This window comes from Dactylosporangium sp. NPDC000555 (genome assembly GCF_040300025.1).
Taxonomy (GTDB): domain Bacteria; phylum Actinomycetota; class Actinomycetes; order Mycobacteriales; family Micromonosporaceae; genus Dactylosporangium.
This window is the reverse complement of sequence record NZ_JBEPDB010000138.1, coordinates 1-13,259: the sequence shown is the minus strand read 5'-3', so window position 1 is coordinate 13,259 and position 13,259 is coordinate 1. Positions and strand designations below refer to the sequence as shown.

The window sequence follows — 13,259 nt, the reverse complement described above, 5'->3', positions numbered from 1 at the left end:
GGAATGCTGCCCGGAATTCCGCTCGGACGGCGGCGCCCCGGGCCGGCGCGGGCGGAGCCGGAACAGCGCCGGCAGCGCCGCGCGGTCGCCGAGCAGGCCGTTGGGCAGCAGGTACACGCAGACGATGAAGAGGCAGCCCAGCAGCAGGGGCGCGTGGCCGGCGCCCGCCAGCCAGTCCCGGGTGGCCACCACCAGGCCCGCGCCGACCAGGGCGCCGACCATGGACGTGGCGCCGCCGATGGTGACCGCGAGGAGGATCAGCGCGGCCACGTCGAAGCCGCCGTCGCTCGGGGAGATGTACGACTGCACGGTCACCAGCAGGGCACCGGCCACGCCGGCCAGGGCACTCGCGACGACGTAGGCGGCCGTGAGGTATCCGGCGACCGGGTGCCCGCTGGCCCGCATCCGGCGCGCGTCGTCGCGGGTGGCCCGCAGCAGCGCGCCCGCGGGCGAGCGCAGCGCGAGCAGCAACGCGGCGGTGAGGACGGTCACCACGGCGAGGGTGTAGAGGTACACCGACCCGTCCGTGTCGAGGGCGGCCAGGCCCGGCAGCGGTACCACCTTCCCGAGCGCGAGCATGCCGTCGGTGCCGTGGGTGACGGACTTCCAGCGCCCGGCGACGGTCACGGTCAGCTCGCCGAGCGCGAGGGTGATCATGAGGACCACGACGCCGCGGGCGTAGACCACCAGCGGCGCGGTGAGCAGCGCGAAGAGCGCGCCGGCCGCGGCCGCGCAGAGCAGCTGCACGACGCCGAGGTCGACGTCGTGGTGCACGAGGGTGGCGGTGGTGTAGGCGCCGACCAGGTACGGCGCGGTCTGGCCCAGCGTGGGCAGGCCGGCCACGCCGGTCAACAGCGCGACGCTCACCGCGAGCAGTCCCACGATGAGGATCCGGGCGAGCATCTGGTTCGCGTAGTCGTCCAGGGTCCACGCGAACGAGACCAGCAGCGTCAGCAGGGCCGCCGTCGCGGGGTACAGGATCCATCTCATGCGGATCGCCCCGACGGCAGCAGGCCCCGGGCCCGCGCGGCGAGCGCGATCGCCATCGCGCCGAAGAGCGCGAACGGGGCAATGGTCGGGAAGTTCGTGACGCCGACGGTCTGGATCTCGCCGACCGCGATGGCCGCCACGAGGGCGCCGGTGATCGAGCCCATGCCGCCGAGCACCACCACGACGAGCGACAGCATGAGCACCGTGTCGGCGGTGCGCGGGCCGGGGCCGATGATCGGGGCGCCGAGCGCGCCGGCCAGGCCGGCCAGGGCGCCCGCGCCGGCGAGGACGCCGGTGCGCACCGCGAACGGGGAGATGCCGAGCATGGCGACCATGTCCCGGTCGTCGACGGTGGCGCGCACCAGGCCGCCGACCCGGGTCCGGGTCACCAGCAGCGCGAGCCCGGCGGCGATGAGCGCGGCGACGCCGATCAGCGCCAGCCGGTACCCCGGGTAGCTGTGCCCGGCCAGGTGCACGGTCCGGTCGAGCGCGGCCGGCACGACCACGCCGAGGTCGTCCTTGCCGAACAGCGCGATGAGCCGGTCGCCGGCCACCAGCGCGACGCCGAACGTGAGCAACGCCTGTGCGAGGTGCCCGCGCCCGGCCAGCGGCACGAGCATGACCGACAGCAGCGCGCCGCCGGCGCCCGCGGTCGCGGCGCCGACGAGCGCCGCGAGCGCGAGCGAGCCCCAGCTGCCGTCGCTGATCTCGGCGGCGGCGTAGGCACCGAACGCGTACAGCGTCCCGTGCGCCAGGTTGAGCACGTCACCCACGCCGAAGGCGAGGGTGAGCCCGGCGGCGACGACGAACAGCAGCAGGCCGTAGGCCACGCCGTCGACCGCCGGGATGAGGTAGTCGTCCAATGGACTAGGCGCCGACCGTCGCGAGGTCCTGCACCAGCACGTTGGCCAGCGCGCGGCCGTCGTTTCGGACCTGACGCAGGTACCACTTCTGGATCGGCGCGTGGTTCTTGCCGAACTGCCATTGCCCGCGCGGGCTGGAGATCTGGCCGAGCTTGCCGAGCTGCTCGTTGATCGACTGCGAGGTCGGGTTGGCCCCGGCCGCGCCGATGGCCCGGTCGAGCACGGCCGCCGCGTCGTAGGAGGCCATCGCGAACGTGGTGGGGGTCGCGTCCGGGTAGGCCTGGCGCCACGCGGCGACGAACTTGCGGTTCTCCTCGTTGTCGAGGTCGGGCGAGTAGTTGCAGACGGTGTAGACGTCCTTGGCGGCGTCGCCCTCGGCCTGCAGCACGCTGCCCTCGGTGACGAAGGCGGCGTACAGCGGGAGGTCCTTCACGTCGGACTGCTTGTACTGCTTCACGAAGTCGATCGCGGCCTTACCGGCGTAGAAGGTGTAGACCGCCTTGGCGCCGCTGGACTTGATCTGGCTGAAGTACGGCAGGAAGTTGGTCGTCTGCGGAAACGGCGTCCACAGGGTCTTGCCGTTGGCATTGGCGAGCGTGCCGCCGATCTTGGTGAACTCGTTGGTGAAGCCGCCGACCTCGTCGTAGCCACCCTGGTAGTCCGGGCCGATCGCGAAGACGGGTCCGTCGACCTTGTCCTTGATGTACTGGGCGATGCTCTGGCCCGGGTCGGAGGACATGAAGCTCGTGGTCCACACACCGCTGAGGTCCTTGAGCTCGGGGCGGCCGACGGAACCGACCAGCGGGATCTTCGCCTCGCTCAGCAGCGGCGCCACGGCGGCGACGGAGCCACCGCCGACGATGCCGGTCACGGCGAGGACGCCCTCGTCCTTGATGAGCTTGGTCGCGGCCGGGACCGCGGTCTGCGCGCCGTCGCCCTCGTCGCCGATCTTGAGGTCGATCGGGTGCCCGCCGAGCTTCTTGTCGTGCATCTTGAGGTACAGCTCGAAGCCGTTCTTGACGTCGGTGCCGATCGCCTGGTAGGTGCCGCTCAGTGAGCCGAGAAGACCGATCTTGAGGGTGGACGCCGCACCGGCGCCGCCGGACTTCGCCTCGTCCTTGGCACACCCGGCGCCCGTGAGCACCAGGCCGGTGGCCAGCGCGATGCTGACCAAACGTCGTTGCAGGGACATTGTTCTCCTTGAGGGGGTTTTATCGGCGAGCGCCGGCGCGCTGCGCGAGGGCGTGCTCGGTCACGGCGACGAGGATCTCCTTGGCAGACGCCCTCGACCGCACGTCGGCGTCGAGCATCGGGACGCTTGGGTGGATCGCCAGCGCGTCACGGATGTCCTCGACGTGGTAGCGCGTCGCGCCCTCGAAATTGTTGACGGCGATGACGTAGGGCAGTCGACGGTTCTCGAAATAGTCGATGGCGCCGAAGCAGTCCGCCAGGCGCCGGGTGTCGGCGATGACGACCGCGCCGATCGCGCCCCGGCACAGCTCGTCCCACATGAACCAGAACCGCTTCTGACCCGGGGTGCCGAAGAGGTAGAGGACGAGGTCGGAGTAGAGCGTGATACGGCCGAAGTCCATCGCCACCGTGGTGCTGCCCTTGTCCGGCACCAGGGTGGCGTCGTCGTGCCCGAGACTGGCGGCGGTCATCACTGCCTCGGTCGTCACCGGCGGGATCTCGGAGATCGCGCCGACGAGCGTGGTCTTGCCCGCACCGAAGCCGCCCGCAATGATGATCTTTACTGAGGTCGGGCGCCCCGCGCGCTGATACGGATCGGTCACGACGGGCCCCGCACGGCGGGAGTCAGCGCGTCACCGATGCGGTTGGCCAGCTCGGTCATCTCGTACGACACCTTGCCGACGTCGGCGTCGGGCGAGGCGAGCACGAGCAGCGACGCGCCGTCGCTGAACGCCATGCAGAACATGAACCCGCCGTCGAGCTGGGTCACGTTCGAGACGACCTGGCCGGCGTCGAAGAAGCGGGCGGCGCCGGCGAGGAGCGCGACGAGGCCACTGCCGGTGGCGGCGAGTTGGTCGGCGCGGTCCCGGGGTAGTGCCCGGGTGTGCGCCAGCACGAGGCCATCGGTCGAGATCGCCAGCGCATGGCTGACATCGGGAGTGCGGCTCGCGAAGTTATCCAGCAGCCAACCGAGATTACTCGGGTCGGTCACAGACGTGGTCCTCTCCAGCTGTCGCAGGTACATCCAACGGTTCCCCCCAAGCCAGGCTCAGCCTTGCGGGCGTCGGTTCGCGACGCCGCGCGCGTACGCCGACATGGCCGCCGCGACCCGGGAGGGGTCGCGCTTCGGCGTGCTCGGCTGGACCGGAACGCCGGGCCGGGCGGCCGGCTCGGCCGCGCCCGGCACGAGGTGGCGCCCCGCCGCGCGGACCGGCAGACCCGCGGCGGTCGTGGAGCTCACCTCCGGCGTGGCGGCCGCGGCCGCGGCCTGCCATCCGGCGTCGGCGCCGGACTCCCAGTTCGACGCCTCGCTGCTCGTCTCGAGGTCGGGCGGTGTCTCCGTCTGGAACCAGCCGTTGATCGACTGGAAGATCGGCAGCTCGATCGCGTCGTCGGTGCCGGCCAGGATCGCCGGCACCACCGGCTCGGGCAGCGGCGGCCACATGCCGGGGCCGGGCGGGGCCGCCGGTGACCGGGACGGCGGTACCGGGTACAACTCCTGCGTCGGCCAGGGCTGCGACGGATCCTCGAACAGGCTGGGCTCGGCGGGCCGCTGCGGCGTGAACAGATCGTTGGCCGGGCGGGCACCGTTGCCGGTGTGCTCGGCGGTGACCGTCACCGGCGGCAGCTGCGGCCCCCGCTCCGAGGCCAGCATCGGACGGAACATGTCCTTCGGGACGACGATCTCGGCCAGCGTCCCGGTGGGCTGGCCGGGGCGCAGCTGGACCTGGATGTTGTACCGCGCGGCGATGTGCCCGACCACGGTGAGACCCATGGCGCGCACGGCGGCGATGTCGATCGCGGGCGGGTGCGCCAGCAGCTGGTTGAGCTGCTCCCGCCGCGACCAGGACAGGCCGACGCCGGTGTCCGCGATCTGCACGATGATCCGATCGCCCAGCGCCCGGGCGGTGACCGCGACCTCCGACTCCGGCGGCGAGTACGCGGTCGCGTTGTCCAGCAGCTCGGCGAGCAGGTGCACGATCTCGTCGACCGCCTCGGCAACGACCGCCACGTCGTCGTCGACGCTGCCGAAGCGGATCCGCACGTAGTGCTCGATCTGGGAGATGGCGGCCTGCAGGACCTTGCCCAGCGGTGCGTCCTCGCGCCGCACGCGGGCGGCGCCGGAGCCGCCCAGCACCAGCAGGCTCAGGTTGATCCGGGCCATCCGCGTGGCCAGGTGGTCCAGCTGGTACAGCTCCTGCAGCCGGTCGGGGTCGGTCTCGTCCCGCTCGACCTTGTCGACCTGGGCCAGGACCGCGTCGACCAGTCGCTGCTCGCGGCGGGAGAGGTGAACGAAGATCTCGGCGACGTTGGAGCGCATGACGGCCTGTTCACCAGCGATCCGGACCGCCTCGCGGTGCACGGCCCGGAAGGCCTGGGCCACGTCCGCGACCTCGTCGGCGCCGCCGACCACCAGGGTCGAGGACGCCCGGTCGGCGACCTCGTCGGGGTCGACCGTGCCGGGGGCGGCGGCGCGCAGCTCCGCCACGACGGAGGGCAGCTGCACATAGGCGACGGTCCGGGCGGCGTCGTGCAGGGACCGCAGCCGCCGGGTCAGGCGCCGGGCGACGAAACCGGTGAGCGCGATCGCGACGAGCAGCACGATCGCCAACCCGGCGCTCTGCAGCACGGCGCGGATCATCCGGTCGTCGTGGAGCGCCGCGACGGACTGCTCGACGCTCTCGTCGACCTGCTGCTCGACCTGGTACAGCAGGCCCGCCCAGCCGGACATCGCGTTGATCCAGCCGGCGGAGTCGAGCACGATCGCCGAGCCGGTCGCGGTGCGCCCGACCTGATCCTGCAGGCGCTGCGCGGCGATGACCTTGTCGCCCATGCCGACCTGCTCGTACCAGGTGCGCCACTCCGCCGGGGCGAGCTGGTTGAACGAGACCGTCGCCTCGATGAAGCTCGTGCGGGTCGCGGTGACCTCCTGCTGCAGCGCGGGCGTGAGCTGCCCGGCGGCGATCGCCCGCAGCACGGCGGCCTGCTGCTGGCCGACGGCCTCGGCGGCGCGGGAGAGCGCGGCCGCGGCGCGGATCTCGTCGGCGAGGTCGGTCGGGGCGCCGGAGCGGGCCACCGACTCGCGGTAGGCCAACAGGTCGGCGATGACGATGCGGTAGCTGAACGCGACGGCCGTCACCGAGGCCCGTTTGTCGTTGCGGACATGGTCACGCAGGCCGGTGAGGGCGTTGATACCGGTGTCGACGCGCGACAGCGTCTCCGAACCCCTGCCGGAGAGGCCGTGGCGGCGCTGCTGGTAGACGCGGACCGCGTCGTCGGTCAGCGTCGTCTGCTGCCGGAATGCCTCCGTCAGCGTCGCGTCGTTCCTGAGCACGACGTTGACGGCCGCGGCCCGCTCGCGCTGCAGCGCGTGGGCGAGGCCGCCGGCGTTGGTGGCGAGCGCGGCGAGGTCCTGCAGGGTGCGCGCCCGGTTCACCTCCTGGATGGTGGAGACGAACGCGACGCCCGCGAAGACGACGACGGCGACGAGGGGGACGGCGACGATGAGGCGGAGCTGGTCGACGATGCGCCGGCCGGTGCGTTGCCCGCGCTGCTCCTCCTCGCCGCGGCGCGGCGCAGGTGACTGCTCGCGCCGGTCGAGCTCGGCGGCGTGCCGGGTGGGCCGGTGCTCGGGGCCCTGCCGCGGGTCGCGACCCTGCCGCTGGGTGGGCACGGGCAGCGAGCTCTGGCTTTGGGTCACGAAAAGCCCCCGCAGGCATCCGAGATTGACAATGCGCGTCGGACGCGGGCCAGCCGCCGCAGGCGCTCTGGCACCCAATGTCCCGGCTCTCGCATCGACGTTGTGCACAATCACAGCTCGGCCGATCCATGTCAATACCGATGTATGCCGTCGAGCGCCGATCGCCCCATTCCCACTCATCCGTTCGCCCGGTTCTTGACCAACCTGTACGGACCCAAACGGCTGTACTCGCGGGATTTTTGACTGACATCTTCCGATGCGGGCAGCCCTGACGCGACGCGAACTTTACGTTGCCGTAACAATACGGATTGGAGTTTGAGGATCACGACGGGTCACTCATTGGCGTGCAAAAATATCTTCGCTCGACAATTCGCGCCGTGGTGAATACCTCGGCGGCCCGCGCCGACCGCCCGAGGCCGGCACATCGACGCCCACCGGAGTCGAGCCGGGCCGGCACCGCGATGGACTCCGCGCACCGGTCCGGATCAGGCATTCGTCCGCCACGGCCGGGCGAGGGCGGCGCCGTCGCGCATTCCGCGCAGCCTGGCGCACACTTGGCGAACCGGTTCGTCCATTCCGCCACGCCGCTCCCCGCGACGCGAGACCGTGGAGGGGACGCACCTAGGAGGAAACCATGGCTTCCGACGCCGTCACACTCATCATGAACGACCACCGGGTCATGGAGCGGCTCTTCGAGCGCCTGCGCTCCGGCCACGGCGACCGCCAGCTGCTGCTGGACGAGTGCGCCGCCCGCCTCACCGCGCACAGCCACGCGGAGGAGCAGAAGGTGTACCCGGTGCTGGCCGGCCTCGACGCGCACGCCCGCGAGGAGGCGCACACCGGCGCCGACGAGCACCACGAGGCCGAGCGACTGCTGCACGACCTGCAGCTCATCTCGCCCGAGGGGCCGGGCTTCGACGACACTCTCGAGAACTTCATCGCCACCGTCGCGCGGCACGTGGCGCACGAGGAGGACGAGCTGCTGCCCGCGCTGCGCGAGGCGCTGAGCGAGGAGCGGCTCGCGGAGGTGGGCGCCGCGTTCGAGGAGGTCCGCATCGCCGAGCTGGCGGTGGCCGGCATCCGGGTGTAGACCCGGCGCAGGCCGAATGCCGGCCGCTCCAGCGGGTTGCCGATTGGCCCACTTTCGGTACAGTCGGGCTGGCCATGGTCAGTTTCGGCCTCACCGGTGATCCCGTCAGCGCGGCGCGGCTCAGCGACCTGCCGGTCGGGCGCTCCGCCATGCGGACCGCGGACCACGTCGTGATCCTGGTCAGCGCCGGTCAAGGCACGCATGCGCTGGACTTCGTGACGTACGCCTGCCGCCCCGGCACCCTGCTGTGGGGCCGCCCGGGCCAGGTGCACCAGTTCGGCGAGCAGGCCGGCTTCGACGCGACCGTGCTGACGTTCTCGCCGTCGCTGCTGCCCGAGCTGCCGCTGCCGGAGCTCGTCACCGACCCGTTCGCGCCCGCCTGCTGGCAGCCCGCGGGCGAGGACGAGGAGGCCATCGTCGCCGAGATCGCCCAGATCGGCGTCGACCGGGTCCGCTACGGCGGCACCCCGTTCGGCGAGACGCTGCTGGCCCACTCGGTGGCGGTGCTGCTGATGCGCATCGCCGCGCTGGCACCCGAGCCCCGGCGCGGCCCGGCCGACCTGCTCATCGGCCTGCTGCGCGCCGAGCTGGAGCGCGAGGTGCGGCACCGGCGCGTCGAGGACTATGCCGAGCAGTTGCGCTGCTCGGTGCGGACGCTCACCCGGGCCAGCCTCGCGGTCACCGGCCGGAGCGCCAAGCAGCTCATCGACGAGCGGGTGGCGCTGGAGGCCAAGCGGCTGCTGGCCACGAGCGGGATGCCGGTCGCGGACGTGGGACGGCGGCTGGGCTTCGAGGAGCCGACGAACTTCGGCCGCTTCTTCGCCCGCGAGACGGGCCAGTCGCCCGGCACGTTCCGGGCCGTCCTGCACCGCTCCCCCGCGCCGCGGGTGCCGCACCAGCGCTCGGCCCTGCCCGGCCGGTTGACCCCCCGCACCGTCCTGACGTCAAATACCCGCCCATGAATGGGCGGGTTTGCGGATCACTGCCCTTGCTGGCTGCGAGGTCAGGCCGCGTGCGGGCGGTTGACTGCGCCCCAGCCCACGACACCACGTACAGCGATGTTGCGGGCCGCATTGTGATCGGCGTGGGCAACGACCCCGCACGACCGACAGACAAAGGTTTCCTGATCTGGCCGGTTCCGTTTGTCCCGATACCCGCAACCTGCGCAGGTCTGGGAGGTGTACCGGGGGTCGACCTCGACCTTGCCGAGCTGGCGGAACGACCACGACGACAGCGTGACCCGTTGGGGCTTTCTCAGCCGGACCCGGTCGCGGATGCCCGTCAACTGTTCGACGGCGACGCCGCGGCCGGTGCGTGCAGCCTCGGTCACGATGTTCTTGGCGATGGCGTGGTTGACGTTCGCGGCGTGCCGCGACTCCTTGCGGCGGCGGCGGGCCAGCAGCCGTTTCGCAGACTTGGTGGCCTTCTCCTGCAACCGCTGACGCAGCCGCTGCTGACGGCGCCGGTAGCCGTTCAGCGCCGTCCCGGCGTAACGGGTGCCGTCGGAGTCGTCCCGGTCCGTGATGGCGTTCCTCCCGGCCGTGAACGGCCGGGTTCCCGCCTTACCTGCTGCTGAACGTTTCGTCCGTACCGGTACGTGCGCGCCCGTGGTTGGCCTCGGCGTCGCGGACCGACTAATCCGCTTTGTACGAAATATCGGATAAACTCGGGCAGCGCGCGAATCGGAGTCGAGTCGCTTGGCACATACCGCACAAACTGACTTACCCGAAATATCGGATAAATTGGGTGATCATCGCCACCGAGCCGTCAGGGGGTGACCCGGCATTGCGCCGGCTTGCCGGGCGCCGGCCCTTTCGGGGGCGTACTCAGCTCCAGCGCCGCCTCCTCGAGCCCGACGAAGGGCACCAGCGTGAAGTACGACAACGTCGGCAACAGCGCCGGGAGCTGCTCGACCTTGCCGGCGGCGACGTAGCGGTACACCGTCGCGTAGATCCCGCCGACGATCGTCTCGACGAGCTCCTCCGGCATCGGCAGGTCGGCGCCGCGCGGGGCCTCGGCGAAGAAGCGGTCGAACCGGCGCAGCAGCCGGGCCCGCTCCCCGCGCCCGTGCGGGCCGGCGGCGTCGATCTCCACGACCGCCGTCGTGGCGAAGGCCGGCAGCTCGGCCAGCACCTGCAGCATCACGCGGAGCGCGGCCCGGGCGCTGTCGCGCCAGCCGGACTCGGCGTGGTAGGCGTCCTCCATGAGCTTGAGCAGCAGGTCGGTGCCGTGGCGGTAGGTCGCGATGAGCGCATCGTCCTTGCCGGCGAAGAGGGCGTAGAAGGCCGGTCGGGTCACGCCGGCGGCCCGGCAGATGTCGCTGACCGTCGCGTTGGCGTACCCCTTCTCGGCCACCGTGTGCACGAGCGCGTCGAAGAGCCGCTCGCGCTGGTTGGCCGCGACGACCTCGGGCGGCACCCGGCTGGGGCCGCGCTTGATGGCCCGGGACGGGTCGCGGCCCTCCCGCGCGCCGGGCAGCGGGATCAGCGATTCTTTCGCCATCCGACAAGTATTGATCACAGGCCCAACCCGGCCTCGGTGAAGCATGCCGCTACGGGCTCGTCACGGAATGTCCGCCCCACGGGTGGCGCCCGGGAGGTGGACAGGGCACAGTATCCGCGTGTCCTCGTCCGCCCAGTTGGCCAACGCCGTGCAAGGCGCCCGGGCGATCGCCGCCCAGGGCGACAAACGGGGGGCGCTGACGCTGCTCGGCCGGGCGATCGCCGCCGCCGTCTCGACGCTCGGGCCGGACGATCCCGACGTGCTGGCCGCGATGGGCCGGCTGGCGCGGTACCACGCCGAGCTCGGCGACCTCGGCGACGCGCGCCGGGTGCTCGAGGAGGGGCTGGTCGCCGGCCAGCACCGACTCGGCGACGAGCACGCGGTGATGCTCGGCCTGTCCTACGAGCTGGCCCGGATCGCCGACGAGCTCGGCAACGTGTTCGAGGCCAAGCGGCGCTACGGCCGGCTGGTCAAGCTCGGGCCGCGGGTGCTGGGCGACGGGCACCCGAGCGTGCGCGCGGCCCGGCGGTATCTGGGCCTGCCCGAGCCGGAGGCGGAGGCGGAGCCGCACGTGCCGCAGCCCCCGCCGCCGACGTTCGACCCGGTGACGCCGCCGTCGCACGCCACCGTCCCGCCGGCCCCGCCGTCCACGTTCGACCCGGTGACGCCGCCGCCGTACGCCATCGTCCCGCCGGCCCCGCCGTCCACGTTCGACCCAATGACGCCGCCGCCGCCGTCGCACGCCACCGTCCCACCGGCCCCGCCGCAGCCTCCGCTCCCGCCGCGGCCGATGTCCGCGCCGCCCGCCGGCGAACGGCCGATCTTCCGGCCGGAGCCGCGGGACGTCGACCGGCCGGCGATGCCGCCGCAGACCAACCAGGCGTCCGGGTATGCCGCGGAGACCGGCGAGCCTGCGGACGAGCCGGACGAGCCGGACGAGGACGACTACCAGCCGGCGCCGTGGCAGCGGGTCGCGCCCGGGGTGCTGCGCCGCGCCGGCCACGAGCCGATGTCCGGCCCGTCGTGGCAGGTCGCCCCGGTGCCGACGTCGGCGACCGCACCGCCGCTGCCGTCCGACGGCGCCCCCAGGCGGCGCCGCTCGCCGCTGGCCGCCATCCTCGTCATCGTCGTCGTCGCGGTGCTCGGCGGCGGGATCGCCATGGCCGCCACGTTCTTCGCGGCGAGCCCGGACGGGACCGCCGCGCCACCGTCGCCGCCGACCACATCTACCGGTCCGGCCAGTTCCACCGGGCCGACCAATTCCACCGGGCCGACCGGGCCGCCCCCGTCCGTCCCGCCGAGCGCCGGGCCGGCCGGCAACCCGCGGGCCCCGGGCGGCCTGAGGCTCAAGGACGACAAGACCAGCGTCACGCTGACGTGGAAGGACCCGACCAGCGGCAGCGTGCCGTTCGTGGTGGCCGGCGGGGCGCAGGGCTCGATGCGCGAGCTGCAGGGCCTGCCGGCGGGCAGCACGCGGGTCACCATCAGCGGCTTGAATCCGAAGCTCGAGTACTGCTTCACCGTCGCCGCGGTCTACGGCACGCGGGACGTTCAGCTCTCCGACCTGGCGTGCACCTCGCGTGGATGAGCCCTTTGTAACACCGTGCGTATCAATGAGGACACCGAGCGCACCCTACGGGGTATCCACCACACATCGACCGGAATATGATGGGCGCCGGTTCGGGAGGGGGCCGGGATGGTGAGGCAATGCGGCTGAACCTGCGCTCGCGCAAAAGCGGCGGGCTGGTGACGCTCGGCACCATCGTGGCCCTGGTCTCGGTGCTCGGGCTGACCTTGCTCGGCACCGGAGCGGCCAACCAAGCGGTGGCGAGCTTCGATGTGAGCGCCTGGCTGTGGAGCAGCGACAAGGGCGAGCTCGCCCGGGTCAACGGGGTCACCGGCAAGGTCGACACGCGCACCAAGATCACCGACGCGCAGGGCCACACGATGCAGGTGTCCCAGAGCGACCGGTTCGTCATCCTCCGGGATCTCAACACCGGCAAGATCAGCGTGCTGGACCTGTCCAGCCTCAGCATCGGCGCGACCACGCAGTCGATGCCAGGCCTGGGCGTGACCGTTGCGGTGCACGACGACACGGCGTTCGTCGTCGACACCGTGCAGGGCCAGGTCCGCCAGCTCGACCCGGCGACGCTGCTGCCGGTCGGCGAGATCCTGAGCTTCCCGCCGGGCATCTCCGGCGGCGCGTTCGACGGCGGCGGCCGGCTGTGGCTGCTGGTGCCGTCCGAGGGCACAGTCGTGGCGATCGAGCCCGCGCCGGCGAAGAAGGCCTCCCCCTCCGGCGGCCAGGGCGGCGGGTCCGCCGGCACCCCGGTGAAGGTGAAGACCGTCGGCGTCGCCGACCCCAGCCACGACCTGACGCTGTCGATCCTCGACTCCGGCGTGGCCGTGCTCGACAAGACCGCCACCACCCTGACCACGCTGCGCGGCGACGCCGTGAAGAAGGTGCCGCTGCATCTCGAGGGCGAGAGCGCGATGCCCGGGCGCACGGTCGGCGGCGACGTGCCGGTCACCGTGGTCGACGGCAGCCGCGTGTATGTCGTCAACAACGGCAAGGTCCGCGACTTCGCCGTGCCCGGCGACAGCCCGAAGCTGCAGCCGTGCGTGGCCTGGTCGGGCCGGCTGTACTGTGCCGACGACGCCACCGGGACCGTCTACGTGCTGGACGCGCAGGGCAAGGCGCTCGAGCCGATCCGGATCCGGGCCGGCGGCAAGCCGCTGGAGATCGAGGTCCGCGAGGACCGCATGTTCATCAACGCGCCCGGCGGCTCGACCGCGCGGGTCGTGGACAGCAAGAACCACGTGACCACCGTCGACAAATACGCCAACGACGTCCTCGGCGGCGACGCGCCGCCCGTCCCGCCGCCCCCGCCGGCGACGAAGCCGCCGGTCGGCCCGCCGGGCG

11 protein-coding genes and 1 pseudogene are annotated in these 13,259 nt (G+C 72.2%); 4 read left to right on the top strand and 8 right to left on the bottom strand.

The genetic code is table 11. The features are described 5' to 3' along the window. The 6 genes from ABT297_RS41045 to ABT297_RS41020 form a co-directional block, all read right to left on the bottom strand. The coding region (locus ABT297_RS41045; protein ID WP_350558911.1) for a branched-chain amino acid ABC transporter permease at nt 1–990 on the bottom strand (990 nt) is incomplete at its 3' end. Continuing rightward, nucleotides 987–1,853 carry a branched-chain amino acid ABC transporter permease gene (locus ABT297_RS41040; RefSeq protein WP_350558908.1) on the bottom strand — a complete coding sequence of 289 codons (867 nt, stop codon included), beginning with the start codon at nt 1,851–1,853 and terminating at the stop codon, nt 987–989. The genes ABT297_RS41040 and ABT297_RS41045, both read right to left, overlap by 4 nt. 4 nt (nt 1,854–1,857) lie before the next feature. Beyond that, nucleotides 1,858–3,045, bottom strand: coding sequence for an ABC transporter substrate-binding protein (locus tag ABT297_RS41035; RefSeq protein ID WP_350558905.1), 1,188 nt, complete (start codon nt 3,043–3,045; stop codon nt 1,858–1,860). A gap of 19 nt (nt 3,046–3,064) precedes the next feature. Beyond that, complete coding sequence (locus ABT297_RS41030; RefSeq protein WP_350558902.1) at nt 3,065–3,646, bottom strand: GTP-binding protein; 582 nt, start codon at nt 3,644–3,646, stop codon at nt 3,065–3,067. Further along, a complete protein-coding gene (locus tag ABT297_RS41025) occupies nt 3,643–4,035 on the bottom strand; it encodes a roadblock/LC7 domain-containing protein (protein ID WP_350558899.1) in 393 nt (130 codons plus the stop codon). Before ABT297_RS41025 ends, ABT297_RS41030 begins: the two co-directional genes overlap by 4 nt. Nucleotides 4,036–4,092: 57 nt before the next feature. Continuing rightward, nucleotides 4,093–6,744 carry a sensor histidine kinase gene (locus tag ABT297_RS41020; RefSeq protein WP_350558896.1) on the bottom strand — a complete coding sequence of 884 codons (2,652 nt, stop codon included), beginning with the start codon at nt 6,742–6,744 and terminating at the stop codon, nt 4,093–4,095. A gap of 634 nt (nt 6,745–7,378) precedes the next feature. Here ABT297_RS41020 and ABT297_RS41015 point away from each other — a divergent pair. Beyond that, nucleotides 7,379–7,834: a hemerythrin domain-containing protein gene (locus ABT297_RS41015; protein ID WP_350558893.1), complete on the top strand. Its 456-nt coding sequence runs from the start codon at nt 7,379–7,381 to the stop codon at nt 7,832–7,834. Between the two features lie 74 nt (nt 7,835–7,908). Beyond that, entirely contained in the window at nt 7,909–8,796 is an 888-nt protein-coding gene (locus ABT297_RS41010) for a helix-turn-helix domain-containing protein (RefSeq protein WP_350558890.1), read from the top strand. A 41-nt stretch (nt 8,797–8,837) separates the two neighbouring features. On the opposite strand, the gene ABT297_RS41005 is transcribed toward ABT297_RS41010, so the two are convergent. Both ABT297_RS41005 and ABT297_RS41000 read right to left on the bottom strand, forming a co-directional pair. Next, a complete protein-coding gene (locus tag ABT297_RS41005; RefSeq protein WP_350558887.1) occupies nt 8,838–9,269 on the bottom strand; it encodes a zinc ribbon domain-containing protein in 432 nt (143 codons plus the stop codon). A 332-nt stretch (nt 9,270–9,601) separates the two neighbouring features. After that, nucleotides 9,602–10,336, bottom strand: coding sequence for a TetR/AcrR family transcriptional regulator (locus ABT297_RS41000; RefSeq protein ID WP_350558884.1), 735 nt, complete (start codon nt 10,334–10,336; stop codon nt 9,602–9,604). Nucleotides 10,337–10,454: 118 nt separating this feature from the next. Between ABT297_RS41000 and ABT297_RS40995 the strand changes: the two genes are divergently transcribed. Beyond that, nucleotides 10,455–11,924 (top strand): fibronectin type III domain-containing protein, encoded by a 1,470-nt coding sequence (locus ABT297_RS40995; RefSeq protein WP_350558881.1) that lies wholly within the window; start codon nt 10,455–10,457, stop codon nt 11,922–11,924. A 119-nt stretch (nt 11,925–12,043) separates the two neighbouring features. Continuing rightward, a pseudogene (locus tag ABT297_RS40990) lies at nt 12,044–13,259 on the top strand (fibronectin type III domain-containing protein); the annotation flags it as partial.

Coding starts and splice junctions, on each gene's coding strand:
- ABT297_RS41010 (WP_350558890.1), top strand. CDS start 7,909: ATGGTCAGTTTCGGCCTCACCGGTGATCCCGTCAGCGCGGCGCGGCTC.
- ABT297_RS41000 (WP_350558884.1), bottom strand. CDS start 10,336: ATGGCGAAAGAATCGCTGATCCCGCTGCCCGGCGCGCGGGAGGGCCGC.
- ABT297_RS41015 (WP_350558893.1), top strand. CDS start 7,379: ATGGCTTCCGACGCCGTCACACTCATCATGAACGACCACCGGGTCATG.
- ABT297_RS41035 (WP_350558905.1), bottom strand. CDS start 3,045: ATGTCCCTGCAACGACGTTTGGTCAGCATCGCGCTGGCCACCGGCCTG.